Source organism: Neiella holothuriorum, from assembly GCF_019457915.1.
Lineage (GTDB): Bacteria > Pseudomonadota > Gammaproteobacteria > Enterobacterales > Neiellaceae > Neiella > Neiella holothuriorum.
The window spans coordinates 1-24330 of sequence record NZ_JAHZSS010000029.1 but is presented as its reverse complement, the minus strand read 5'-3'; the positions used below and the strand labels follow the sequence as shown (position 1 = coordinate 24330).

General features: G+C 49.5%; 20 protein-coding genes and 1 tRNA gene. 4 read left to right on the top strand and 17 right to left on the bottom strand.

What is annotated here, in order from left to right:
• Positions 1 to 62 precede the first annotated feature (62 nt).
• The 5 genes from K0504_RS17370 to ffh all read right to left on the bottom strand — a co-directional run bounded on the left by K0504_RS17370 (position 63) and on the right by ffh (position 5354).
• On the bottom strand, positions 63 to 920 hold the full coding sequence (locus tag K0504_RS17370) for a glycoside hydrolase family 16 protein (RefSeq protein WP_220105431.1): 858 nt from the start codon (positions 918 to 920) through the stop codon (positions 63 to 65).
• Positions 921 to 1189: 269 nt separating this feature from the next.
• Positions 1190 to 1429 (bottom strand): DUF2960 domain-containing protein, encoded by a 240-nt coding sequence (locus K0504_RS17365; RefSeq protein ID WP_220105430.1) that lies wholly within the window; start codon positions 1427 to 1429, stop codon positions 1190 to 1192.
• 116 nt (positions 1430 to 1545) lie between these two features.
• Positions 1546 to 2475: an inositol monophosphatase family protein gene (locus K0504_RS17360; protein WP_220105429.1), complete on the bottom strand. Its 930-nt coding sequence runs from the start codon at positions 2473 to 2475 to the stop codon at positions 1546 to 1548.
• Between the two features lie 3 nt (positions 2476 to 2478).
• Positions 2479 to 3609, bottom strand: a complete 1131-nt coding sequence (locus tag K0504_RS17355) for a phosphotransferase (RefSeq protein ID WP_220105428.1) — start codon at positions 3607 to 3609, stop codon at positions 2479 to 2481.
• 332 nt (positions 3610 to 3941) lie between these two features.
• Positions 3942 to 5354 (bottom strand): signal recognition particle protein, encoded by a 1413-nt coding sequence (gene ffh / locus K0504_RS17350; protein ID WP_220105427.1) that lies wholly within the window; start codon positions 5352 to 5354, stop codon positions 3942 to 3944.
• 209 nt (positions 5355 to 5563) lie between these two features.
• On the opposite strand from ffh, the gene K0504_RS17345 reads away from it, so the two are divergent.
• The 3 genes from K0504_RS17345 to K0504_RS17335 all read left to right on the top strand — a co-directional run bounded on the left by K0504_RS17345 (position 5564) and on the right by K0504_RS17335 (position 9054).
• The gene (locus tag K0504_RS17345; protein WP_220105426.1) at positions 5564 to 6880 is read left to right on the top strand and encodes an SO_0444 family Cu/Zn efflux transporter; all 1317 of its coding nucleotides are present in this window, start codon (positions 5564 to 5566) and stop codon (positions 6878 to 6880) included.
• 2 nt (positions 6881 to 6882) lie between these two features.
• A complete protein-coding gene (locus K0504_RS17340; RefSeq protein WP_220105425.1) occupies positions 6883 to 7674 on the top strand; it encodes a cytochrome C assembly family protein in 792 nt (263 codons plus the stop codon).
• 102 nt (positions 7675 to 7776) lie between these two features.
• On the top strand, positions 7777 to 9054 hold the full coding sequence (locus tag K0504_RS17335; RefSeq protein WP_220105424.1) for an HlyC/CorC family transporter: 1278 nt from the start codon (positions 7777 to 7779) through the stop codon (positions 9052 to 9054).
• A gap of 65 nt (positions 9055 to 9119) precedes the next feature.
• Here K0504_RS17335 and K0504_RS17330 read toward each other — a convergent pair whose 3' ends face one another.
• From K0504_RS17330 to K0504_RS17300, 7 genes are all read right to left on the bottom strand, one after another.
• Positions 9120 to 9353, bottom strand: a complete 234-nt coding sequence (locus K0504_RS17330; RefSeq protein ID WP_220105423.1) for a thioredoxin family protein — start codon at positions 9351 to 9353, stop codon at positions 9120 to 9122.
• 9 nt (positions 9354 to 9362) lie between these two features.
• Positions 9363 to 10349 (bottom strand): permease, encoded by a 987-nt coding sequence (locus tag K0504_RS17325; protein WP_220105422.1) that lies wholly within the window; start codon positions 10347 to 10349, stop codon positions 9363 to 9365.
• 73 nt (positions 10350 to 10422) lie between these two features.
• Positions 10423 to 11016, bottom strand: coding sequence for a sigma-70 family RNA polymerase sigma factor (locus tag K0504_RS17320; protein ID WP_318837996.1), 594 nt, complete (start codon positions 11014 to 11016; stop codon positions 10423 to 10425).
• 31 nt (positions 11017 to 11047) lie between these two features.
• A complete protein-coding gene (locus K0504_RS17315) occupies positions 11048 to 11668 on the bottom strand; it encodes a transglycosylase SLT domain-containing protein (RefSeq protein ID WP_220105421.1) in 621 nt (206 codons plus the stop codon).
• Positions 11669 to 11863: 195 nt separating this feature from the next.
• A complete protein-coding gene (gene gshA, locus K0504_RS17310) occupies positions 11864 to 13459 on the bottom strand; it encodes a glutamate--cysteine ligase (protein ID WP_220105420.1) in 1596 nt (531 codons plus the stop codon).
• Positions 13460 to 13514: 55 nt separating this feature from the next.
• Positions 13515 to 16358 (bottom strand): M16 family metallopeptidase, encoded by a 2844-nt coding sequence (locus K0504_RS17305; protein ID WP_220105419.1) that lies wholly within the window; start codon positions 16356 to 16358, stop codon positions 13515 to 13517.
• Between the two features lie 57 nt (positions 16359 to 16415).
• The gene (locus tag K0504_RS17300; protein WP_220105418.1) at positions 16416 to 17372 is read right to left on the bottom strand and encodes an NADP-dependent oxidoreductase; all 957 of its coding nucleotides are present in this window, start codon (positions 17370 to 17372) and stop codon (positions 16416 to 16418) included.
• Positions 17373 to 17450: 78 nt separating this feature from the next.
• Here K0504_RS17300 and K0504_RS17295 point away from each other — a divergent pair, with 78 nt between their 5' ends.
• On the top strand, positions 17451 to 18704 hold the full coding sequence (locus tag K0504_RS17295; RefSeq protein WP_220105417.1) for a dicarboxylate/amino acid:cation symporter: 1254 nt from the start codon (positions 17451 to 17453) through the stop codon (positions 18702 to 18704).
• Positions 18705 to 18880: 176 nt separating this feature from the next.
• Here the strand turns inward: K0504_RS17295 and K0504_RS18615 are convergent, their stop codons facing one another.
• The 5 genes from K0504_RS18615 to K0504_RS17270 form a co-directional block, all read right to left on the bottom strand.
• Complete coding sequence (locus tag K0504_RS18615; RefSeq protein ID WP_220105416.1) at positions 18881 to 20479, bottom strand: methyl-accepting chemotaxis protein; 1599 nt, start codon at positions 20477 to 20479, stop codon at positions 18881 to 18883.
• Positions 20480 to 20629: 150 nt separating this feature from the next.
• The gene (locus K0504_RS17285; RefSeq protein ID WP_220105415.1) at positions 20630 to 21760 is read right to left on the bottom strand and encodes a sodium ion-translocating decarboxylase subunit beta; all 1131 of its coding nucleotides are present in this window, start codon (positions 21758 to 21760) and stop codon (positions 20630 to 20632) included.
• Positions 21761 to 21772: 12 nt separating this feature from the next.
• Positions 21773 to 23557 carry a sodium-extruding oxaloacetate decarboxylase subunit alpha gene (gene oadA, locus K0504_RS17280; protein WP_220105414.1) on the bottom strand — a complete coding sequence of 595 codons (1785 nt, stop codon included), beginning with the start codon at positions 23555 to 23557 and terminating at the stop codon, positions 21773 to 21775.
• Between the two features lie 29 nt (positions 23558 to 23586).
• On the bottom strand, positions 23587 to 23838 hold the full coding sequence (locus K0504_RS17275; protein ID WP_220105413.1) for an OadG family protein: 252 nt from the start codon (positions 23836 to 23838) through the stop codon (positions 23587 to 23589).
• Between the two features lie 415 nt (positions 23839 to 24253).
• Positions 24254 to 24330: transfer RNA gene (locus tag K0504_RS17270), tRNA-Arg, on the bottom strand.

Here is a 24330-nt window from a genome sequence, read left to right as displayed (position 1 = left end):
TCGGTTACTTCCTGTAAACCTAAGGGCGCATAGTGGTTGTTTATTGCCGCGTTAAGCTGGGGTTATTCGACCCAAGTTTCGTGCTTGACCCAATCAACTTCCATGGTCCAGTTGCTGGTCATTGGCGAGTCATTGATTTTGGCGAAGTTAAGGATGGCAAAGAACGGCTCAGGCAACAGGTGGCCTTCATCTTTAATGCGATACACTTCCACGTCATCGAGGCGGAAAATGACGTCATTATTCATCCACTCCACCGAATACTCGTGAAACTTATCAAGGGTCGCTTCTTGCACTAACATTTGTGACTGCCAATCACCGCCACCACAATGGCCTTCATTTTTAATAATCCGCGCAGCGTAGTGATTCGGCCCACCATCGCTGTGGTGTTCAAAAATATCCAACTCGCCTGAGCCCGTCATTGGCCAGCACACAGTCTCATCAGCCTCTTGTACTGGCGGCTCATTGTTGTAGGCACCCAATAACCACCAAGCTGGGAACATGCCGGGCTGGCCACTGTTAGGGACGCGCAAACGAGCCGTCCACTTGCCCTGAACAAACTCTTGCTTGTTTTTTGAGGCAATACGACCGGCAACATACTGGGTATCAGGATGCTGCTCGCCAGCTTTGTTCATATTGTCGCAAGGACGTTTTTGGCCAAGATCAACCACCCGCAACTTCAACGTGCCATTGCTCACTTCTCGGGTATCAAACGCGCCATCACGCACGTAGCACTGATCTTCGTTATTGACCCACAAGATTTGGTCTTGCCAGTTATCGGTATTAAAGGTTTCAAAGTCATCAAAAAAGGTGGTTTGCCAACCCTTTTCAGATGCCTGTTCAGCCGTCGTGTCGGTGTCGGCATTGTTAGAGCACGCTGTAATAAGCAATGCAGTGGATAGAGTGGCCCAGACTAACTTCATAATGTCCTCACGGAATAATTGTAATAATCACGCTTAAACGCTAAACCATTGCGGCTTGTTATATCGTCCGCTTGCCGGAAAATCGTTTAAGTGAACCGAATTGTAAGCGCTTTCTTGAAGTAATTCCGCGAGCCATCCCACAAACGTGAAGGGGCTAGGTTTAGTGACAGTTGTAGGTTTTATTGGGCAAAAGTTCGGTTGTAGGAACGACACCAGAACTTCGGGTATAAACGGCGAACAGGCGGCAAACGAGCGTTTGTTCCGTAAACTTATTCCTTAACGAAACGAACTTGGCTAAACCCCATGCGAGCAAACTCTTTATCACGAAAGTCGCGCACTGCTTTGTTGTGCTTTGACACCATTTCAACTTGCTGCTCCATGGCGAGATAACGGGTCAAATCTACCCCTTCTTCTGCCGCTATGGCTTCAAACATATTGTTAAAACGGTCTTGAGCAAACGAAATGGTTTTATCTTTGCCTTTGTAGGTGTAATGAATGCGCTTGGCCATGGTTGAACTCTTTGCAAGTTAAAAGCGGCCGAAGTATACAGCGAGCGGCGCAACTCTGCACCTGGATTAGCATTGGCACAACAGCGACGCTCCGTGTGTAGTGAACCTTTTGCCCGTTAACAAAACGCCTTATACAAGGCCATTAACTCATGTGCCAAACGTTCATCGCTGGCATACAACACCCCACGCCGATTCATAAAGAGCGAATCGGCCGCATTCAATTGCAGCGGTTCACCCATCATATCGGTCACCCATATTCCAGCAGCCTTTGCTACAGCAGCTGTAGCTGCAAAGTCCCATAGGCTGCCGCCGCCCCGGGTTGCTTTGGGGAATTTAAAATAGCAGCCAGGGCCATGTTGCAACACGCTTAACGCATTCATCACCGAGCCGGCTTGGTGATGCACTTCAATGCCATCGTAACCGAGCCGAATAGCGCACTGCTCTGTGGCATTGATAACATCGGGAAATGTCGGTAACGCCGTAAAACTTCGATCAAAGAACACTGAAAGCACCGGCGTTTTTGCGCCAATAATCGAGCGGCTCGTTGGAGACCAAGGTTTCCCTTGTTTGAGCAACGAGGGCTTCACGTCCACATCAGTTTGGCCAGCAATTGCCTGTACCAAGGTTGCTGTTACCGGATCGTAGATGACGCCTAAAAGCGGCACGCCATCTTGGCGAACCAAGCCAATCGATACGGCATAACCGGGCACGTTCTCCGTAAACGGCAAAGTGCCATCGAGCGGATCCACGCACCAAAAATACGGCCGACTCAGTCTTGGGTGTTGTTCGATAGGGCAACTGGACGAGCTTTCCTCCCCCAGAAAAGCAATATCAAACAGCTCAAACGAGGGCTGTAAGACATTGTGGATAATCGTTTCGCAAGCCAAATCCACTTGCGTCACAACTTGAGAAGCGATGCTGTCACCTGCCAACTTGCAGTTGACCTCAATGGCACGGCGGTCAAACGCGGCAATGTAATCACCGGCTTGCTGTGCTGCGTTCGCCGCTAATGCTGATAGTTGCTGCAGCTGTTGTGAATTTAACATCCGTTAATCCACCTTATGGTCCCGTTGAGGCGGCAATGCACTAAGTGCCAATTCAGTTTGTTGCTGGCAATAGTCACCTATTTTCCAATGGCCCGGACTCCAGCCAGCCAAAAAGCGATGAAAATCAGCCCAAGCAACGGCATACAGCGGTCGCCACGCAGAAACGACTTGCTCAGCACCGATCGCCGGTTGCCACCGGTTCAATTCGACGACTAACTGTTCGAAGTAGTCATCAACAAAACCTGGCGCATGAGTTACTAAACCTTGATCGGGCATGACACTGCTGAGCAGTAGCATCAAATCTTTTACGCCAGGCCCTTGTCCAACATATTGAAAATCGACAGCCGCAACCTGTTCGCCGCAACCATCCAAAGCGGGATTGGCAAAGCAAAAGTTAGCGAGCTTGGCATCCCCATGGATTAAGGATTGAAAACGGCAGTTGCGAAGCTCGTTATCGAGTGCCTGAGCCGCTTGTTTAAGCTTGCCATCGGTCATCGACTGCCATTCATCAGGTCGTGTATCAAGATGCCAATAGCCGCCTATTGGCCACAAGTCAGATGGGTGATTTGGCAACGATTCGTCCAACGCATTTGGCGAATGGGTGGCGCGGTTTTGTTGCACCTGATGGTGCGACATTTCTTCGATATCAAGATTCAGCGTTCGTGCATGCAGCTTTGCTAACCAGCGAACACAGGATTGTATTTGGCGAGTGGTTGGTCGGTCATCTTTGCCCGCTGTAAAGCGATCTGGGTAAGTAATAGCCAAATCTTCCAAGACTAACAAAAGACCCGACTCGGATGATTCCGAATAAACTAGATGAGGAACGCGAGCGGCTTGATTCACCAATGGCGCAAAACGCTGATACCAAGCCATTTCAACCTGATATGAGCGACGTTTACGCAGTTGAGACTGTTGGGTATTCCAACCTCTGGGGTGCTCTCCGTTCGCGTTATAGGCGATTTGCTTGACCACCAACGAATGAACGGGCTGATTAGACTCAGCTAAACCGGTAAGAGTTAACCGAGTCAATTCGCCCTTCCCCGCCCAAAGTGACTGCATGGGCGTCTCGTCAATAATCTTCTGGCAACCAGCAGCCAAACAAATAGTAGATCGCTGCTCAGTCGATAATGTCATTAGTCACTCTGTATTCCTTTATATGCTGAGCGCATTCTAACGTGAGCGGCATTCCTTGTGGTAAGCATTAACGTAAGAGTGAGGCTAGCGCCGAATCTGACCGCTATATATGAGGTGAGCAAGCCCGTGGCTTCTACTAGAGCTGACTCGACACGGAACGACTGAGGCCCTCAGTTTGCCGAATGCTGTTTGCCACTACAGAACACCTTGTCTTAGGTTTCATTAAGCAACCACCAAGCCTTCCTACAGCAAGCAAACAGGCTCTTTACGGGCACAAAAAAAGGAGCCCAACACAGCTCCTTTTTTATTTTAATGGTTTGCAACGTTATGGCTTAGCGCGGCGGGAAACCGCCACCGCCTGGGCCGCCACCGGGGCCTCCCATGCCACCGCCCATACCAGGCGGCAACATACCGCCCATGCCACGCATCATTTTCTTCATGCCGCCTTTACCCGACATTTTCTTCATCATTTTCTGCATTTGATTGAATTGCTTAAGCAGTTTATTGACGTCTTGAATCTGTAGACCACAACCAGCAGCAATGCGGCGTTTACGTGAGCCTTTGATGATATCTGGGCGTTGGCGTTCAGCAGGCGTCATTGAGCTAATGATAGCTTCCATATGAACGGTCATCTTGTCGCTCATCTTGTCTTTGATTTGCTCAGACATACCGCCCATTCCCGGCATTTTGTCCATCAAGCCCATCATGCCGCCCATGTTACGCATCTGCGATAGCTGATCGCGGAAGTCTTCTAAATCAAAGCCTTTGCCTTTTTTCAGCTTGGCAGCCATTTTGGCGGCTTTGTCTTTATCAACTTTTTGATCGATCTCTTCGATTAACGACAGTACATCGCCCATGCCCAAAATGCGTGATGCCACACGGTCTGGGTAAAATGGCTCTAGGGCATCAAGCTTCTCACCCACACCCAAGAATTTAATCGGCTTGCCGGTGATATGACGAACCGAAAGGGCAGCACCACCACGGGCGTCACCATCTGTTTTGGTCAGAATGACACCCGTTAACGGCAAGGCGTCATTAAACGCTTTGGCTGTATTCGCCGCGTCTTGACCGGTCATGGCATCGACCACAAACAAGGTTTCTACCGGCTCAATGCTGGCATGCAGCTCTTTAATTTCGCCCATCATGCTTTCATCAACGTGCAGACGGCCGGCGGTATCCACCAGCACCACATCAATGAATTTTTTACGCGCGTGCTCTACTGCGGCATTAGCAATATCAATGGGTTTTTGATCGGCAGACGATGGGAAAAACTCAACCCCAACTTCACCAGCAACCGTTTCTAACTGTTTGATCGCCGCAGGGCGGTAAACATCAGCTGAAACCACCAACACTGACTTTTTCTGGCGCTCTTTTAAGAAGCGACCCAATTTACCCACACTGGTGGTTTTACCGGCACCTTGCAAACCCGCCATTAAGATGATGGCTGGCGGTTGCGCGCGAAGATTTAAGTCTTCGTTTTGCTCCCCCATGGTGGCTTCAAGTTCATCACGAACGATCTTGATGAAGGCCTGCCCTGGGTTGAGGTTTTTCGATACTTCCTGACCAACCGCGCGCTCTTTCACTCGGTTGACGAAATCTTTCACCACCGGCAATGCCACGTCAGCTTCAAGCAATGCCATGCGCACTTCACGCAGCGTTTGCTTAATATTGTCTTCTGTCAGACGGCCACGGCCGGTTACATTTTTGAGCGTTTGCGATAAACGTTCAGTCAGGTTGTCAAACATGCTAGGTACCGAATTATCTGGTTGATCGTCAGTTGCCTGAATCTTTTGCAGTATCCCACTATGACGCCATTTGGCGACAGCAGCAGGATCAGAGCAGGCGATTATACGCGATTTCAAAGAAATTGGGGCAGTGATTATCCGTATCAAGGGGCGGGTTAATTTCAAGCTCGGTTAAGGCTATAATCGACAACTCGCAGCCGGAGTTTTCAATGAATTTTTTCAATCACTTAATTGATTTGAGTTTAGAAGCGGCGCCCTACTTATTACTCGGGCTGATTGTTGCGGGTCTAATTAAAGCCTGGCTACCGGAATCCTGGGTGCGCAAACAATTAAGTGGCAAAGGCAGTAAACCAATTGTAAAAGCAGCACTTTTGGGTGCGCCTATGCCGCTGTGCTCTTGTAGTGTCATCCCCGTCGCGCTCGGCATTCGCCGCAACGGCGCTAGCAAAGGCTCAACGGTATCGTTTTTAGTTTCTACTCCAGAAACCGGCGTTGACTCCATCTCCTTAACTTACGCGATGATGGGGCCAATAATGGCCATAGTCCGCCCCTTTGCGGCAATCACTACAGCATTAACCGCAGGGTTATGGGTGAATGCCACTGAGTCTGAACACACAGAACAGCATGCAACAAGTTCTAACGACAACAACACCAAAGCATCCTCATCGTGTTGCAGCAGTAAAACGCCTGAGCCAGCGACGAGCTGTTGCAGCAGCAAACAAGCTCAAACGGTGACGCCGGCGCCAGCTACAAGTTGTTGCAGCACATCCAGTAAGCCAGCCCAAGCTGAAACATCAAGCTGCAGCGACGCAGTAACGGAACCTTCAAAAGCCGAAGCAACTAGCTGTTGCAGTAGCACGACCAAAGCCACAAGCAGTTGTTCATCGCAACCAAGCACTCATTCCGCATCAGTAGCTACGCCCGCGACGACCTCTTCGTGCTGCAGTAGCAATCAAACACAATCACGCCCTGTACTGGACGGCATTCAATTTGCCTTCGGTAAGCTATATCAAGATATTGTCATGTGGTTATTGGCAGGCTTGTTAATAGCCGCCGCAGTTCAAACATTTATTCCAACCGAATGGCTTGCATCTTGGGGCAGCGGTTGGACGGCAAAGCTCATCATGCTGGTGATTGGCATTCCCATGTATATATGCGCCAGTGCCTCAACGCCGATTGCCGCGGGGTTAATGCTAGCAGGCGTATCACCGGGAACCGTGTTAGTGTTTTTGTTGGCGGGGCCAGCTACCAATATGTCGACCATTGCAGTGCTGCGTAACGAGCTTGGTCAGCGCATTATGTTTAAATATATTATTACCGTTATGGCGCTGGCATTGGCCGCCGGCGTGTTGCTTGATTTAGTCCTAGCTCAGCAACAGATAGTGATTACCGAACAACACCAGCATGCCGATTGGCTTCCGGTTTGGTTTAGCGCCAGCTGCTTGCTGTTATTAATTATTGCCGCCATTACACCATTGCGTGATAAGTTCTTTGGACTATTTAACCGCCCATCAGGAGTCCACTAAGCATGTTGCAACCACCGCAATTAGCTATAGCTGTTGTTGTTTTGTATGTCGCAATTGCGCTGATCCTTTGGCAGCAGTGGGTGCGCCCAGGCAAACGGCAACTGGCTCCGATGTTGCTAGCTGCGCCTGCGTTGTTGTTGCACACAGGTTTGCTCAGTTGGCAGCTCTTTGCTGTGGGTGGGTTGCTCGACTTTAGCCTGCCCAACGTTGCTTCGCTGGTGCTACTGCTAGTCGCCGCGATATTAACGTTGGCGCACCACAGTTTAAAATCCTTGCTGTTGTTACCCCCCGTGTATTTATTGTGTGCCGCTGCAAACATTCCAGCGATGACCGAAACAGCGCACTACTTCACCAGCATTACGGGCAGTACCGGTTTAGCCATTCATATTTCATTAGCGGTGCTGTCTTATTGCTGCATGTTTATTGCGGCTTTAATGGCGGTGCAAGTCTGGCTCATTGACCACCGGCTGAAACAACATGGCCCATTACACGGCTTGCCGCCGCTAATGGTGGTCGATCGCCAATTAAGTTTGCTGCTACGGGTGGGCTTTGTGTTGTTGTCCACCAGCATTCTGTCCGGTTGGTATTTCCTCGAAAGCTTCTTCGGCCATGGTCAGGGCCACAAAGCAATCCTGACCATTATTGCTTGGTTCATCTATGGCCACGTCCTTTGGATCGACTGGCGCTCGGGCATGTCATCCAAGCGAATGGCGATTTTGAGCATAGTGTCTGCTTCTGTGTTAACGCTGGCCTATTTTGGTAGTCGATTAGTTCGAGAAGTCGTGCTGGGCTAAAAGATTTTATTAAGGAAATGTGACTGGTGGGCTCCTCCTCTTGACACCGGGGGACCAATTGCGGCCAAATGATCCTTCAATAGTCATACAGGACTTCCCTTTTTGGACCACATATCGAATAGCACTCTGGTAGGAGTGCTCATTGCCCTCATCGTTGTGTCCGCAATGTTCTCCGGCTCAGAAACCGGAATGATGTCGATAAACCGCTACCGGTTAAGACACCAAGCGAAACAAAAGCATGGCGCTGCTCGCCGCGTTCTGAACATGTTAGAACGACCCGATCGGCTGCTCGGTCTGATCTTATTTGGCAATAATTTGGTAAATATTTTCGCCGCTTCAATTGCCACGATTCTCTGTACCCGCTGGTTTGGTGATTACGGCATTGCCATTAGCTCTTTGGGTTTAACGGTTGTCATTTTGGTATTTGCCGAAGTTACCCCAAAAACCTTTGCGGCGCTTTATCCTGAGCGCGTTGCCTTTCCGATGTCGGCAATACTTAAGCCGCTGAGTTATGTGCTGTACCCGTTTGTGTGGTCGGTCAACATGATTTCAAATGGTTTGCTGCGCTTGTTTGGCATCCAAACCGGCGATGATCAGGACGAGCACTTAAGCTCTGACGAACTGCGCTCGGTGGTGAATGATGCCGGCAAAATGATCCCTCGGCGCCACCAAGATATGTTGTTGTCGATCCTCGATTTAGAAAAAGTCACCGTTGAAGACATCATGGTGCCGCGTAACGAAATCATAGGTTTTGATGTCAACGACGACTGGAAAGTGCTGTCTCGGCAATTGATTTCTACGTCACACACCAAGGTCTTGCTCTACCGCGACACCATTGATGACGCAGTGGGCTTTGTTCATAGCCGCGATGCTTTGCGCTTACTCGCCAAAAGCGAATTTGAGAAAGAGTCCATGCTGCGCGCCGTACGCCCACTGTATTACATTCCAGAAGGTACGCCTCTGAATGTGCAGTTGCTGAAATTTCAGCGCAATAAAGAACGAATTGGCTTGGTTGTCGATGAGTACGGTGACATTCAAGGCTTAGTCACGCTGGAAGATATTCTGGAAGAAATTGTTGGCGACTTCACCACCACGATGGCTCCTGCGCCAAGTGAAGAGGTTGAACGGCAAGACGATGGCAGTGTATTGGTTGATGCCACCGCCAACATTCGCGACTTAAACAAAGAGTTGAGTTGGAGCCTACCAACCGATGGGCCGAAGACCCTTAACGGCTTGATTCTCGAATACTTAGAAGATATTCCCGATGCCAATGTTAGCTTGCGCATTGGTGACTACACCATCGAAATACTGGAAGTAGCCGACAACATGGTCAAGCAAGTGCGTATGCTTACTCGCACCGGTAAGAAACGACTGATTTAACAGGCTCAGCGGTTACAAAAAATAAGCGGCACTCGTATTCGTGCCGCTTATTTTTTGCCTTCACCTTAATCAAACCAACGTTCAACCGCTTCTTTGCTTGGCACGCTACCTTTATGAATAACCTGCCCATCTAACACTGCAGCCGGGGTTTTCATAACGCCATAAGCCATGATGTCTTGAGGTTGCGTGACCTTTACCAATTCATATTCAACCCCGCGACGGCTCGCTTCATGTTCAATCATGGTCGCCAATGTTTGGCAACTCTTACAGCCAGAGCCAAGCACTTTAAAAGTTTTCATATCAAATCCTTACAGAGTGGGAATAAAATTAAATAACCAGCCGACCAAGGTAAATGCCGTCAGCAACACAGCGAATAGCGTGACTAGCAACGGCCAACGCATCACTTGTTTTAGCAGTACAAACTCGGGAAAACTGGCCGCTACCGTGCTCATACAAAAAGCCAAGGTCGTACCGATGGGAAGGCCATTAACGATCAAACTTTCCATCACCGGAATAACGCCGGTTGCATTCGAATAAAGCGGAATACCAACCAACACAGCCGCCGGTACCGACCACCACTGGCCGCCGCCTAAATGGTTTTCAATCCAGCCGTCGGGCACAAAGCCATGAAGCGCAGCACCCAACCCAACGCCAATGAACACCCACTTCCATACGCGTTGAAAAATGACCGATGTTTCTTGCTTGGCAAATTGATGGCGCTGGCGCGCACTGAGCGGGGATGATTGATTAACTTCCGTAGGTAAGCCGGCTTGCCCTTTTTCTAAAGCTTTTGCCACAAAAGGCTGAAGCCAGCGCTGCGCGCCAATCGCATCGAGGAACAAACCGCCAAGCACACCGATGGAAATACCAACCGTGATGTAAAGCGTTGTGAATTTCCAACCCAATAAACCGGCGAGCAGCAAGACCGCCACTTCATTAATCAATGGCGATGTGATTAAAAAGGCCATGGTTATACCGAGTGGAATGCCGGCAGAGGTGAATCCTAGAAAGACAGGAATACTAGAGCAGGAACAAAACGGCGTAATCGAGCCAAAACTGGCGCCGAGCACGTAGCCTAAAAAGCGGTTTTTGCCGGCTAAATAGTCACGCACCCGCTCCACATCGAGACTTGCCCGAATAAAACCAATGACGTAAATCATCACCGCTAAGAGGCAGAAAATCTTGCTGGTATCTTCGATGAAAAAATGGAGTGCGGCTGCAAATCCTTGCTCTGGCGAGAAACCAAGCACGTCATACACCAGCCATGACGCAAGATCAGTAAACACTTGAAACATGATGAGCCTATTAAGTCTTTCTACACTTACCTATCGATAAGACGTAGCTAGTCTCAAAAGGATCCTAATTTTTTTAATCCGACTCTTTTTTTGTTCCACGTGCAGTAAAACAACAAACGCGCAACTGTTCGTCGAGACGAACCTGACATGAGGATTCGATTTGTCGTTTTAGCTTTTGCCGCGCCCGACGCAATCGTGACTTAACAGCAGGAAGGGACAATTCATGCGAGTCTGCAAATTGCTGTTGCGTCATGCCTTGTAGATCGCACGCGGTAATGATGTGTTGATATTGATTTTCGAGTTCAGATAACACTCTGGGCAAACAACTGAGGGCAAGCAGATCGACCGCGGCATGTGCATTTTCTTCTTCATCCGCTTCAGCGAGAAGTTCATCATCCAAAAGATCGACAAAGCGCTCTTTTCGGACATGATCAATCAACAAATTTTTGGCCACTCGAAACAGCCAGGCTTTGCCGTTAGTGACAGAGCAGAACGCTTCGCGCTGTTGCATCAATTTGATAAAAACGTCTTGAAGCACGTCTTGCGATAGCGCAGGACGTTGAGTTTTGCGCAACAGCCATTGGAGTAAGCTCTGTTCGTGCTGATGCCAAGCTTGCAGGGCACAGGGAAATGCCCCTTTAACGCTCGCTCGGATTTGTTCAGTCACGATTTAACCCTGTTCAAGCGTTAAACGCCCCTTAGAACAACCAATCCAGAAAACCACCTTTAAGCTCGTCTTTACAACTACGATATTGGCTACCGTAGTTACTCGCGCGACGCTCTACCTTCTTAGCCACTTTCTTAAGCCACGGCTTGCTGTTGTAGGTTTTACGGCGGTAACCGCCCCAACCTTCGTGGTAATTCAAGTACTGACCGTAGGCGTCCCAGCGCGACACGCCGTTGATTTTGTGGGTTTTGGTGATGAACCAACCCATGAAGTCGATGGCATCGCCGAAGTCATCGCGATCGGCACCAGAGTTGCCGGTTTCACGCATGTAATCTTCCCACGTCATGGTTTTGGCTTGCGAATAACCATAAGCACTGCTGACGCGGCCCCAAGGGATTAAGCCGAAAAAGATGTAGTCTTTTGGTGGCAACGCATCATGACGGAACGACGATTCCTGATACATCATGGCCATTGGCACTTGGATCGGCACGCCCCACTTCTCGTTCATGTCCACGGCATCGTCATACCAATCATCTTTTTCGCGAAAAATTTCGCATAGATTTTCCGGATTAGCCGGCGGCGTGTTAGAACAAGCCGTTAATGCCAACACAAAAAAGCACATAACGAACTGTTTTAAGTAGTTTTTTCCCATTAGCGCTGGTTATCCCTAAAAAAACCTAAAAAAAATTAAAAAGTTTCTGAACTTTTCGCGTTAGCCCGCGTCTTAATAAGTGAACGGATTTATCGCATTGTTCATCTTTATATCCCTTTCATTTTCCCCTGGGTATGTGGGAGTCGCTGACAACAGCGGCTCTTTTTTTTATCTAAAATTTACTCTCAGCAACTACTACAGCGAAAATGGCTGCTGGTTACGCGCAAAATAATCGCTCAAAAACTCATCCAGCGATGGGGCTGATGCAGCTTCTAAATCGGCTTGTTGCTGAATAGAATCGCTCGCCAACTGTTGCCAGTAGCTATCTGACTGATTTTGATACGGCACATCGGTCAATAACTTCTTGTATTGCGTGGCTAAATGCAAGCCAAACTGACCGTTGTCCAGATTCCCCTTCACCAATTGTTCCATCAAGCGCCCAGAGGTTGTTAGCTCAGGCTGCTGGAAACGGCGTAATTGCGCCGATAGCGCTTGTTGGTAGGTACGCTGACGCTGACCTTGATCGAGTAATTTGGCAATCGGTTGCAACCGCTCGACAATATCTTCGCCCCATTCCCGCAAGCTGACGGGGCCAGCACTGCGCTCTAACATCAAGCCTGGGCGTCGTCCTTCATGCACGACTTTAATCATGTTGTCGCGCGCACGTTGCTGATCGGCTTCATCGCGCGGACCACTTTCTTCAATCAGGCACAGACACAAGAGTAAGTCGATAAACGCGATGGTGAGTTTGTCGACGCCCACCGGTGAAAATGGATTCACATCCAATGAACGAACTTCAATGTATTCAATGCCACCACGACGCAGCGCTTGCGTAGGTGTTTCCCCTGGCAAGGCGACGCGTTTCGGTCGAATGGGCGAATACAGCTCATTTTCAATTTGCAGTACGTTGGTGTTGAGCTGCCGGTAGTTACCGTCAGCATCTTTCAAACCAAACTGAGCAAAGGCGTCTGAAGGCGTAGAAATCGCTTTTTGCAGGCACTTCACATAGTCTTCAAGCGAGTTATGACACACATACAAATCGGACTGAGCACTATTGGTGTAGCCCAAATCGCTCATCCGCAAACTAGTTGCATACGGCAGGAATAAAGTACCTTTACCCAGTTTCTCGAACGGCAAGTCTTGCTCTTTGCCTTGCAAGAAGGAGCTACATAGCGCCGGCGATGCGCCAAACAAGAATGGCAGAACCCACGCATAGCGGTAGTAATTACGAAGCAAGCCCATGTACTGCGTCGAGCGGAAACTTTGCACATCACTGGTATCGCCTAATATGTTCTGCCAAATCGGCCAGAAAGCATCTGGCATAGAAAAGTTGTAATGCACACCGGAGATCACCTGCATCATACTGCCGTAGCGCAAGTGCAACCCTTTGCGATAGATGGTTTTCATCTGGGCCGTATTGGATGAGCCGTATTGAGCCACCGGAATATTGGTTTCGTCATCGACATAACAGGGCATACTCAGCGGCCAAAACTGTTCATCGCCCATATTGCTGTAGGCAAATTTATGAGCATCGGCCAACGACGCTAAACTCGCGTCGATACTGCTCGTCACCGGCGTAATGAACTCCACCAACGACTCGGAAAAATCAGTGGTAATAGCAGGGTGAGTCAGCGCAGAACCAAACGCTTTGGGGTGCGGGGTTTGAGCCAGCGTACCTTGGCTATCGATGCGCAAGCTTTCTTTCTCAATCCCGCGGCGAATCGGTTGTAAGGTTTCGCCAATGTCAGTTTCAGCCAGTTGCGTTAGGCGCTGGGTAATCAAGTCAGTCAACGTAATATCCTAATGAATCAAGCGGCCCGCACAGGCCGCTTTGCAAAGTGATTTGTTATGGCTGCCAGTTGGTAACCGTCCAACCTTCAATGGCTTCCAGATCGTCTTTCACACTATCGGCGTTTGCGACGACCAAGACCCACATGGTTTTCGGATCGAGCCACTCTTTGGCTAGCGTTTGTAGTTCTTGCTTACTAATCGAAGCAATTATTTTTTGCTGCTCGGCCGGGAAGTCGTCGGCTAAATCAAACAACTGAATTCGACGCAGCAATGATGCTTTTTGCCCAGCCGACTCATAGCTAAGTGCCTCACCTTGAGTAACGGCACTGCGCATGCTTGCGACTTCGTCATCGGTTGGGCCGTTCTCAGCATAATCAGTCATCAAGCTAATGGCATCGGCAACCGCATTGGCCGTTTCGGCTTGTAACAAACTGGCAGACAAACTGAAGTTACCCTGCTGTTTGCCACCTGCAAAACCAGAAAATGCACCGTAGGTGTAACCTTTTTGCTCTCGCAACAGCTGATTCGCGCGGCTGGTAAAGCTGGCACCGAATGGGTGGTTAGTCAGTCCCAACTTAAAGTAGGTGCCAGTGGCATCAAACGGGACACTTGTCCGGCCCACTATCATCACCGCTTGCGCCGCTTCTGGATGATCAACCAGAATAATTTGCCCTTTATGTTGAGTTTGGCCCGGTGTTGCATCTGGCAGAGTTATGGGGTCTCCAGACCAAGATTGCAACCAGGCAAGTGTTTGCTTCGTCTCGGCTTGGCTGATATCTCCAACCACAACGGCTGATGCCATTGCCGCGCTATAGTTGGCTTGATAAAACGCCTGCAAATCGGCTAGTTCGATAGCACTAACCGTTGCCAAGGTGCCGCTGTCTGCAACGCCTAAACGGCTGTCTTTGCCCCACAACAGCTGTCGTTTAGCATTGCTAGCAACGCTCTTCGGATCTTTGCTAGCGTGATGTAAAAACTGCAAAGTCTGTTGCTTCAAACGCATAAAGTCAGCCTCAGCAAATGCTGGCTGAGTGAGCATTTCTTCTAGCAGCGCCAAGGTTTCAGGTAAGAACTCCACCAAGCTAGACACCGAGATTTGGGTCGAGCGCCCTTGCGAGCTGAACTTGATGCTACTACCCAAACTTTCAATGGCGTTAGCCAGTTCTTCAGATGAACGATTTTGAGTCGACTCATTCATCATGGATGCAGTCAACGACGCAAGGCCTTCTTTACCTTGTGGATCGAGCAGTGGACCGCCTTCAATGTCGATCAACAACGAGACCGTCGGGGTTTCAGTTGTAGAAATTCCCTTCACATTAATGCCGTTGGTTAACTGGAATTGCCAGCTACTCGGCATAGAAATCGCAATTGGCGCGCCAGTTGCTGGCATCACATTGCGGTCAAAGTCGCTGTTCACCGTCGGTGCGATAACATCGTGAGTCACCAATTGTTCAGGCTGCGGGCGTTGCGGCTCTGGTAATTGGTAGTTTTGTGGCTTGGCAGCAATTGCTTCGGCGCCATGCGGCACAATACTCAGCACCACGGCGTGGCTTTGGTCGATGTATTGATTGAAGACGCGTTTAATATCGGCTTCGGTCACGGCGTCATAGCGTTGAAGATCATAAGCGATGTTATCTGGGCGTTCGAACAACACTTCACCAGAAGCCAACTGATTAGCTTTACCAGCAACGCGCTCTAAACCAAACACAGTGTCGGCTTTGAACATTCGCTGGAATTTTTCAAGAGTCGCAGGATCGACAGGTTGTTGCTGCCATTCGGCAAAGCTGTCTCGAATGATGGCTTCAACATCAGCTAACGATTTACCTGCAGCCGGGTTGACTACCGCAAACACGTTAAAGGTACAGGATAACTCTTGGCACGGATGGGAAGTGCCCACTTCCACCGCAATACCAGTTTTTACGAGCTTTTCGTACAGCACGCTGGTTTTACCATCGCCAATGATTTGCGATAGGAAGTCCAAGGGCGCTTCGTCTGGATGCTGCACATAGACCGTTGGGTAAGTCATTTTAAGCAGCGGTAAATGAATATTATCAGGCAGCGTCACATAGCGGTCTTCTTCAAGCGCGACTAATTGCTTGTCTGCTTTTTCAACCGTAGGGCCAACAGGAATATCGGAAAAATACTGATCAACCCAGTCAATGGCTTGCTGTTTATCGAAATCGCCAGCAACCACTAAGGTGGCATTGTTAGGACCATACCAACGTAAAAAGAAGGCTTTGAGATCGTTAACCGTGACGCGGTTGAGATCTTCGATATAACCAATCGTTGGCCAAGAATAAGGGTGCTCTGGTTGATACAAAGCGCGGCCCGTGGTTTCCCACATTAAGCCATAAGGCGCATTGTCGTATCGCTGCGCACGTTCGTTTTTCACCGTTGCCCGTTGGATCTCAAATTTTTCCTGAGTGACGACAGGCAGCACAAACGCCATACGATCGGCTTCTAACCACAGCACTTTTTCCAACTCGTTGGCTGGCACCGTGTTGTAGTACTTGGTGGTATCACTGTTGGTGCCACCATTGAGATCGCCCCCCATGCTGTCGATCAGCTTGGAGTGCAAATCATCTGGTGCATGAACCGAACCTTGAAACATCATGTGTTCGAAAAAGTGCGCAAAGCCTGACATACCGGGCTCTTCACGAGCCGAGCCAACGTGGTAGGTGACGCTCACGTGCACCAATGGATCCGAATCATCCTGATGGAGGATAACGGTCAAGCCATTGTCTAAAGTAAATTTGTCGTAGCTGATCCCCAGTTCGCCATCAACTGGGGCATGACTTTCAACCCAATTAACGCCTTCTGGTGTTGTGGTTTTCTGCTCGCTAACAGAGCAGGCGGAGAGCAGCGTCAGTGCGCAGCATAAAGAAATAATTCTATTCATAAAATGTCCTTATCAAACAAAGATAATGTCCCGCATCAGGCCATTTGCCAGTCAAATTCACTGGCACCAATTTAACACCAACTTTCCGCAAACCTGTCCTTGTTCGAGGTGAAGGTGCGCTTCAGCAACAGACTGAGCAGGGTAACAAGAGTCAACCTCAATGGTAAGTTTGTTGTCCGACACAAGTTGTAACAAGTGTTGTAACGAATCACCGCATGGATGAACCAGCATACCGGTGGCGTCAATCGTCCGCGATTTTGCCGCAGCAATCACATCGTCGGCCGTCACCGTCGGCACAGTCACCACGCGCCCACTCGCTTTGACCTTAGCAACAGCCTGAATGCCGGCGTCCCCTCCTACCAAATCGAGCAATAAGTCGACCGGCGCCAGCCCTTCAAGCCAGTCGGAGCGGTAGTCTAACGCTTGATTGGCTCCGAGTTGCTGAAGCAATGGTCCTCGTTGTGCCGATGCCACGGCGATCACTTCACAACCTGCATCAGCCGCTAATTGTAGCGCAAGGTGACCAACCCCTCCGGAAGCCCCTAAGATCAGCACCCGTTGACCTGCTTTTGCTTGGCCATGCTCAAATAGTGCTTGATGCGCCGTTAGTCCGGCTAGTGGTAGCGCGGCAGCTTGCATGGGATGGATCCGCTGGGGGATGACTTGCAAGTCACTAACATCGGTCGCTCGAACCGAGCCATAACAACCCGCTTCAAGGGGAAAGCCGAGCATGCCGCAGACGGGCTGGCCGAGCCAAGCTTCATCAACGCCCTCGCCTACCGCAATGACTTGCCCTGCGGCATCGTAACCAAGCGCCCAAGGTAGGCGATCTGCATTTTGTTGCGCCGCCCAACCTAAGCCAGCTCGGGTTTTCACATCAATGGGATTAATACCTGAATAGTGAGTTTTAATCAGTACCTGACCTTTGGTCAGCGATGGCATGGGATATCGATTTAGCTGAAGGCCGTCTACCTCACCGAAGTGAGTTAAGTCGATACGGCAATAATTTAGCATCCTCAGGTTTACCTTGTTGGGCCGAACGCGCAATAATCAATAGGATACCCAGCTCAGCCATAAGATAAACTGATATTCATGAAGATTTTTACAATTTGGTTCGCCATTCCATTTTGGCAGCGTGTTTTAGCCGGTTTTATATTAGGGGCCACCACAGGCTTACTGCTGGCCGAGCAGGCGGTAATCGTCAAACCTTTGGGCGATTTGTTCATTAACGCCATTCGTATGCTCATTGTCCCATTGGTATTTTGTACTCTGGTGGTTGCCTTAACTTCATACACAGGGAAAAACCTCGGCCGAATAGGTTTAAAAACCGTTGGCCTGTTTTTGCTCACGGCCTTTATAGCATCGGCCATTGGCCTCACCATCGCACTTAGTATTGATTGGGGCAGCGGTTTGCAACTGGTTGCTGCCGATTCGGTAAAAGAGCGCAACATTCCAACTGCCGCGCAAGTGCTGATCGATATTATTCCGCGCAACCCCATTGCGGCGATGGCCGAAGGTAATATCCTGCAAGTGTTGTGCTTTGCAATTTTAATCGGCGTGGCCATTAACACCGTAGGTGACAAAGCAAAAGCCTTGAAAGACACCATCACTAGCGGTGCCGAAGTGATGTTCCAAATCACCCGCTATGTAATGGAGCTCACACCATTTGGTGTCTTTGGCTTGATTGCTTGGATGTTTGGCAGCTTTGGCTTTGAAGCCGTGGTGCCGCTACTAAAATTCGTTGGTGCCATCTATGCGGCATGTCTAATTCACATGCTGTTGGTGTATGGCACCTTAGTTAAGGTCTTAGGAAAAACGTCACCAGTGCGCTTTTTCCGCAGCATCTTCCCTGCTCAATTGGTGGCCTATTCGTCATCTAGTAGTTATGGAACCTTGCCAGTAACCACTCAATGTGTGACCGAAAACCTCGGCGTGTCTAAACAGTATTCGAGCTTTGTGTTACCGCTGGGCGCAACCATTAATATGGATGGGTGCGGCGGCATTTATCCGGCCATTGCATCGGTCTTTATCGCCCAGCTCTACGGCATACCTCTCGGAGCTAGCGAATATGTATTGATCATGGCGACCGCCGTGCTGGCGTCTGTGGGCACCGCTGGAGTGCCAGGCTCTGCCATGGTGATGTTAACCGTGACATTAAATGCCGCTGGTTTGCCATTAGAAGGAATCGCCTTTATTGCCGCTATCGATCGGATCATTGATATGATGCGTACAACCACCAATGTTACTGGTGATGCAGCCGTTGCACTTGCCATTGGCCAACAAGAAGGCTTGATGCAAGCAAGTGACGAAAAACCTGCGCTGGTAATATCTGAGGAGCAAGCATGACACGATTATTTTTAGTTCCGTTAGTTCTGTCAGCCCTATGGTGGCTGTTTCTCAACTATCACGGGCTAACCATTAAACAAGGCGCCAAAGGCTTCTACGCAATTTTCGCGTTTTGCGGAGCCTTTGGCTTAATGCTCACGATCATAATGTGGTTCATGCAATAGCCTCGCTTGAAGCTATACCCGAAACTTCGCAACACTCAGGTTTAACGAGTTTGCCAGCGATGACAAATTGCCAGAGGCTTCTTTGGTTTCCTTGCTGGCAACACTCACCGCCTCGCTCCCTTCACTAATGGCCTCAATGTGCTCACGCATGGTCGTTGCGCTCACGCTACTTTGCTCAGACAGTTGTGCCAGAATCTTGTTTTCGTCACTCAATTGCACCACTGTTTGCTGAAGCTGTTCGAGTGCTTGCACCGTCGATTGCGTTTGCACCACCGTTTGCTGCGCTGCCGATTTGTTATGATCCATGGCTGCTACCGTTGTGGAAATGGCGCTTACGATCGTTTCCAGAATACTATTGATTTCGTGGGTCGACTCATAGGTTCTCGACGCTAAGGTTCTTACCTCATCAGCAACTACGGCAAAGCCACGCCCCGAGTCACCCGCTCTAGCCGCTTCAATGGCCGCATTGAGCGCTAGCAAATTGGTTTGCTCGGCAATTTGGGCGATGGTTTCTACCACAGAGCTCACTTGATCGCCGGCCTGCTTCAGGCTAATCAACATGGTGGCCGACTCTTCAATCTGATCGGCTAGTTTGGAAATTGAGGCGGCATTTTCAGTGACTTGTTGAGCCCCGTCATTCACTTGCTTCGCACCGACAAGCGCAATCTCAGACGCACTCATCGAACGATCCGAGCTTTGCGTAATGTTGCCTTCAATCTGTTCGATGGTATGGATCAGGTGCTCTATTTGGGCCGTAAACTGGATAATTTGATCATCAGTGGCCAATGCCGAGCCAGATAATTGTTCTGCCGACGAGCCTAACTGCAGCGAGGAGTGCTGAATATCAACGGCGATTTGATGGAAGGTAGCCAGCAACGTATTTACACTCGTTGCGGTATTGGCCACTTCTCGTGAGCCAGAGGTATCCACTGTGCTGGTTAGGTCAGAAGAAGCGGTAATTTTATCGAGTTCAGAGGCCAGCTGACTGACAGGCGCTACGATGCGCCGCCTTGCCATCCAATACGCCCAGCCGGTGATCAACACCGACAACAGTAAGGTAATCGCAATCAGTTGTTGCATATCCACGAGTCGAGACGAAACCAATAACGAATCTTGCTCAGCATTGCTGGCCGTTTGTCGCTGCAAGTCAGCGAGTATCAAATTGAGCTCATCAATTCGTAATGTAATACGCGCCAACTCAGTTCGCGCTTGATCCCAATCGCGGCTGCGTGCAGCCATGACATCGTACAGCGAACCAATCGGCTCAATCACAGCAGCGACGCTTTGAGCTAATTGCCCTGTATTCATTTGCTGCAGCTCTAGCAGCTCTAAATCTTGCGAAATGAGCTGTTGCTGCGCCCGCCACTGTTCAACAAATTCGTCCAATGTCACCGTTAACCCATAAATGCCAAACGCACTGATCTGCATATCGCCAATCATAGTTTCTATGCGCTTAACGGCATCGAGCGTGGGTAGCGTGCTATCGATGAATTGGTTGTTGCTCTCTTTAATTTGCTCACTGGTGCGAAACAGCAGTAGTGATGTTGCCAACAGTAGCACTAATACTGCCGCGTAACCGGCCATGACATGTTTGCTGATTGAATTGAACACTGGGACTCCTGAATCAGTGAGATACGCTTCAAAAGACCGGCAGGCGGTTCAATTAATTTCACACCGCACTAAAACGAGCTCCAAACGATGCTTAACCAACGGGCACAAAAAAAGGCTGCCGAAGCAGCCTTTTTAAATACAACGAGTAACTTAGCCAACCAGTGCCAACAAGACACCTGCGGCAACTGCAGAGCCTAGAACACCTGCTACGTTTGGCCCCATGGCATGCATTAACAAGAAATTGTGTGGATTGGCTTGCAAACCAACTTTATTAACCACACGAGCCGCCATTGGCACAGCAGAAACGCCCGCAGCACCAATTAACGGATTAATCTTGCCGCCGGTCAAACGGCTCATCAATTTAGCCATCAGTACACCAGATGCCGTACCAATTGAGAATGCGACAGCTCCCAGCGCCAGAATGCCCAAAGTTTCCACAGTCAGGAACTTGTCGGCAGACAGCTTAGAACCTACCGCCAAGCCCAACATAATGGTGACAATGTTGATGATCTCGTTCTGTGCGGCTTTTGATAGACGATCAACCACTCCCGATTCACGCATCAAGTTACCGAGGCAGAACATCCCCACTAAAGGCGCTGACGCAGGCAAGAACAAAATTGCCAACGCAAGCACGGCCAGCGGGAATACAATTTTCTCTTTACGAGAAACGGCACGTAGCTGCCCCATTGGGATTTGACGTTCTTTTTCGGTGGTTAGCGCCTTCATAATTGGCGGCTGAATAATCGGTACCAACGCCATATATGAGTACGCAGCTACGGCAATAGCCCCCAGTAAGTCGGGTGACAGCCGCGAGGCAACGAAGATCGCCGTGGGCCCATCTGCACCACCAATAATTGAAATGGCCGCCGCATCTTGCAAGGTAAATTCAAAGCCCGGCAATGCGTTCAGGGCAATAGCACCAAACAGAGTCGCAAAAATACCAAACTGCGCGGCAGCACCGAGCAATAAGGTTTTAGGGTTGGCAATCAGTGCGCCAAAATCAGTCATCGCCCCAACGCCCATAAAGATGAGCAATGGGAAAACACCGGTTTTGACACCAATTTCAAATATGTAATAAAGAATACCGCCCGGCTCGGTAAAGCCGGCAACGGGCGTATTTGCCAAAATAGCGCCAAATCCAATTGGCAATAGCAATAATGGCTCGAAGTTTTTGGAGATAGCCAAAAACAGCAACAACAGGCCAACGACAATCATCACCAGCTGACCGCCGGTAAAGTTAGCGATGCCCGTCTCAAGCCATAGCGTGTGCAATGCTTCCATCAAAAACTCCCGTTATGCCAGCGACATTAAGGCGTCGCCAACGGCAACGGAGTCGCCCTCTTTGACATCAACGCTGACAACCTGACCATCGCGCGGCGCGCGTACTTCAGTTTCCATTTTCATGGCTTCAAGTACCAAAATGACATCTCCAGACTTAACCATTTCGCCCGGTCCAACATTCACTTTAAAAATGTTACCCGCCAACGGTGCTGCTACAGCTTCACCTGCGCTTGGTGCAGCAGGCGCTGCCGCAGGACTGGCCGATGCTGCGGCCGGAGCAATCGAACTAATGTCACCCCCCTCAGCAACTTCCACCACAAACTGCTGGCCCTGAACTTTCACCGAGTACACACTTGGTCCACTGGCAGGAGCAGCAGCCGGTGCCGCAGCAGGAGCTGGCTCAGGTTCATTACCTGGGGCAGGCTCAAAGGCATCTGGATTATTACGGTTTTTAAGGAATTTAAGGCCAACTTGTGGGAACAAGGCGTAGGTCAGCACATCGTCAATTTCATCTTTGGCAAGCTCAATGCTATCGGCCGTTGCTTTTTCCTTCAGCTCGGTGACCAATGAATCAAGTTCGTCGTCAATCAGATCGGCTGGGCGGCATGTGATTGGCTCGCCGCCCTCGAGTACTTTTGCTTGCAGCTCTTTGTTCACTTCGGTTGGAGCAGCACCATATTCGCCCTTGAGAACGCCCGCAGTTTCTTTGGTGATGCTCTTGTAACGCTCGCCCATCAACACATTGATCACCGCTTGCGTACCAACAATTTGCGAGGTTGGCGTAACCAGAGGAATGTAGCCTAAGTCTTCGCGAACCCGAGGAATTTCAAGCAACACTTCATCCAACTTGTCGGTGGCGTTTTGCTCGCGCAGTTGGTTTTCCATGTTGGTTAACATGCCACCTGGCACTTGTGCCAGTAGAATACGCGAATCAACACCTTTCAATGCACCTTCGAACTTAGCGTATTTTTTCCGCACATCACGGAAATAAGTCGCAATTTCTTGAAGCTCAGTGAGATCCAAGCCGGTGTCACGCTCAGTCCCTTCCAGCGCAGCCACCAAGGTTTCTGTTGGTGAGTGGCCGTAAGTCATACTCATTGACGATATAGCCGAGTCAATCATATCTACACCGGCTTCAATGGCTTTCTGATGGGTCATCAAGCTCAAGCCTGTAGTGGCATGGCAGTGCAATGCAATCGGCACGTCTACTGCCGCCTTCAACGACTTAATGAGGCTTTCTGCTTCGTATGGTCGCAACAAACCCGCCATGTCTTTAATACACAGCGAGTGACAACCCAAATCTTCGAGTTTACGAGCAAGTTCCACCCACGTTGCTTCGGTGTGGAATGGTGACGTGGTGTAGGACAGCGTGCCCTGCGCATGGGCGCCCACGTTAACCGCAGCTTTGACTGCCGTTTGGAAATTACGAGTATCGTTCATGGCATCAAAAATTCGGAACACATCCATGCCATTGGCATGTGCGCGCTCAACGAACTTTTCGACCACATCATCAGCATAGTGACGATAGCCCAACAAGTTTTGGCCACGTAGTAGCATTTGATGCTTGGTATTTGGCATCGCTTGCTTCAATAGGCGGAGTCGCTCCCACGGATCTTCACCTAAAAAACGAATGCAGGCGTCAAAGGTAGCGCCGCCCCAAGATTCGATCGACCAATAACCAATTTTGTCTAGCTTTTCGGCAATAGGCAGCATGTCTTCTACCCGCATACGGGTAGCCAAAATGGATTGGTGGGCGTCACGCAGCACCACATCAGTAATTGCTAATGGCTTGCTCATAATTAATTCTCGTTTTGTTTTATTCGAATTTAGGCTTTTGCTTGATTTCGGTGTTGTTGCACCGCGGCGGCAACAGCTGCCAGCACAACAGGAGAAGTCGCAGTGCTTGGTGGCGCTGGTTTACTCTTTACTGGTACGGGTGCATCAGGAAAATATTGGCTGATCACCTTAGACATCACGTTGACACATAAAATCAAAAACGTGAGAAAGCAGAATACGATAATCATGCCTAAAGCCATGATATTGGCGGCTTGGGCTACGAGCTGGGTTAGGTCAGCCATGATCTCCCCTTAAGTATATTTATGTAATTTTTCTACATAATAATGCAGATCTAGTCTTTCTGTGAATAGGATTTTGCGCTTGATTTTTACGCAAACCCTCAACAACTCTCGAACAACCCTGTTTCGCAGGAGTAGTTAACTTACAAAAATAATGGCTGTAATACGACTTTAGCGATTGATAGCAAGCATGTTGCGGCTTGTATCATGTTGTGACCTAAAGCCTTTTAGACGTTGCTGTGTGATTTTTAAACTGGTACTAGTTATGCCTACAATGCTAAGAAATGGTCATGAGATAGATCAAATTCGCGCATTGTTTGAGCAGTGTCAAGATGACAACATTTTAGATTTTCTACGGGAATCAAAAAAGTTAAAAAAATGTAGGAAAAAATACAGGGGTGCCGACTGGCAAAAAAGATGGCGGACGCGGGAGGATTCGAACCTCCGACCGCCTGGTTCGTAGCCAGGTACTCTATCCAGCTGAGCTACGCGTCC

Bases quoted from the DNA above. Each gene is read 5' to 3' on its own strand.
- K0504_RS17370 (WP_220105431.1), bottom strand. From the start codon at position 920: ATGAAGTTAGTCTGGGCCACTCTATCCACTGCATTGCTTATTACAGCG.
- K0504_RS17365 (WP_220105430.1), bottom strand. From the start codon at position 1,429: ATGGCCAAGCGCATTCATTACACCTACAAAGGCAAAGATAAAACCATT.
- K0504_RS17360 (WP_220105429.1), bottom strand. From the start codon at position 2,475: ATGTTAAATTCACAACAGCTGCAGCAACTATCAGCATTAGCGGCGAAC.
- K0504_RS17355 (WP_220105428.1), bottom strand. From the start codon at position 3,609: ATGACATTATCGACTGAGCAGCGATCTACTATTTGTTTGGCTGCTGGT.
- ffh (WP_220105427.1), bottom strand. From the start codon at position 5,354: ATGTTTGACAACCTGACTGAACGTTTATCGCAAACGCTCAAAAATGTA.
- K0504_RS17345 (WP_220105426.1), top strand. From the start codon at position 5,564: ATGAATTTTTTCAATCACTTAATTGATTTGAGTTTAGAAGCGGCGCCC.
- K0504_RS17340 (WP_220105425.1), top strand. From the start codon at position 6,883: ATGTTGCAACCACCGCAATTAGCTATAGCTGTTGTTGTTTTGTATGTC.
- K0504_RS17330 (WP_220105423.1), bottom strand. From the start codon at position 9,353: ATGAAAACTTTTAAAGTGCTTGGCTCTGGCTGTAAGAGTTGCCAAACA.
- K0504_RS17325 (WP_220105422.1), bottom strand. From the start codon at position 10,349: ATGTTTCAAGTGTTTACTGATCTTGCGTCATGGCTGGTGTATGACGTG.
- K0504_RS17315 (WP_220105421.1), bottom strand. From the start codon at position 11,668: ATGGGAAAAAACTACTTAAAACAGTTCGTTATGTGCTTTTTTGTGTTG.
- K0504_RS17305 (WP_220105419.1), bottom strand. From the start codon at position 16,358: ATGAATAGAATTATTTCTTTATGCTGCGCACTGACGCTGCTCTCCGCC.
- K0504_RS17300 (WP_220105418.1), bottom strand. From the start codon at position 17,372: ATGCTAAATTATTGCCGTATCGACTTAACTCACTTCGGTGAGGTAGAC.
- K0504_RS17295 (WP_220105417.1), top strand. From the start codon at position 17,451: ATGAAGATTTTTACAATTTGGTTCGCCATTCCATTTTGGCAGCGTGTT.
- K0504_RS17285 (WP_220105415.1), bottom strand. From the start codon at position 21,760: ATGGAAGCATTGCACACGCTATGGCTTGAGACGGGCATCGCTAACTTT.
- oadA (WP_220105414.1), bottom strand. From the start codon at position 23,557: ATGAGCAAGCCATTAGCAATTACTGATGTGGTGCTGCGTGACGCCCAC.
- K0504_RS17275 (WP_220105413.1), bottom strand. From the start codon at position 23,838: ATGGCTGACCTAACCCAGCTCGTAGCCCAAGCCGCCAATATCATGGCT.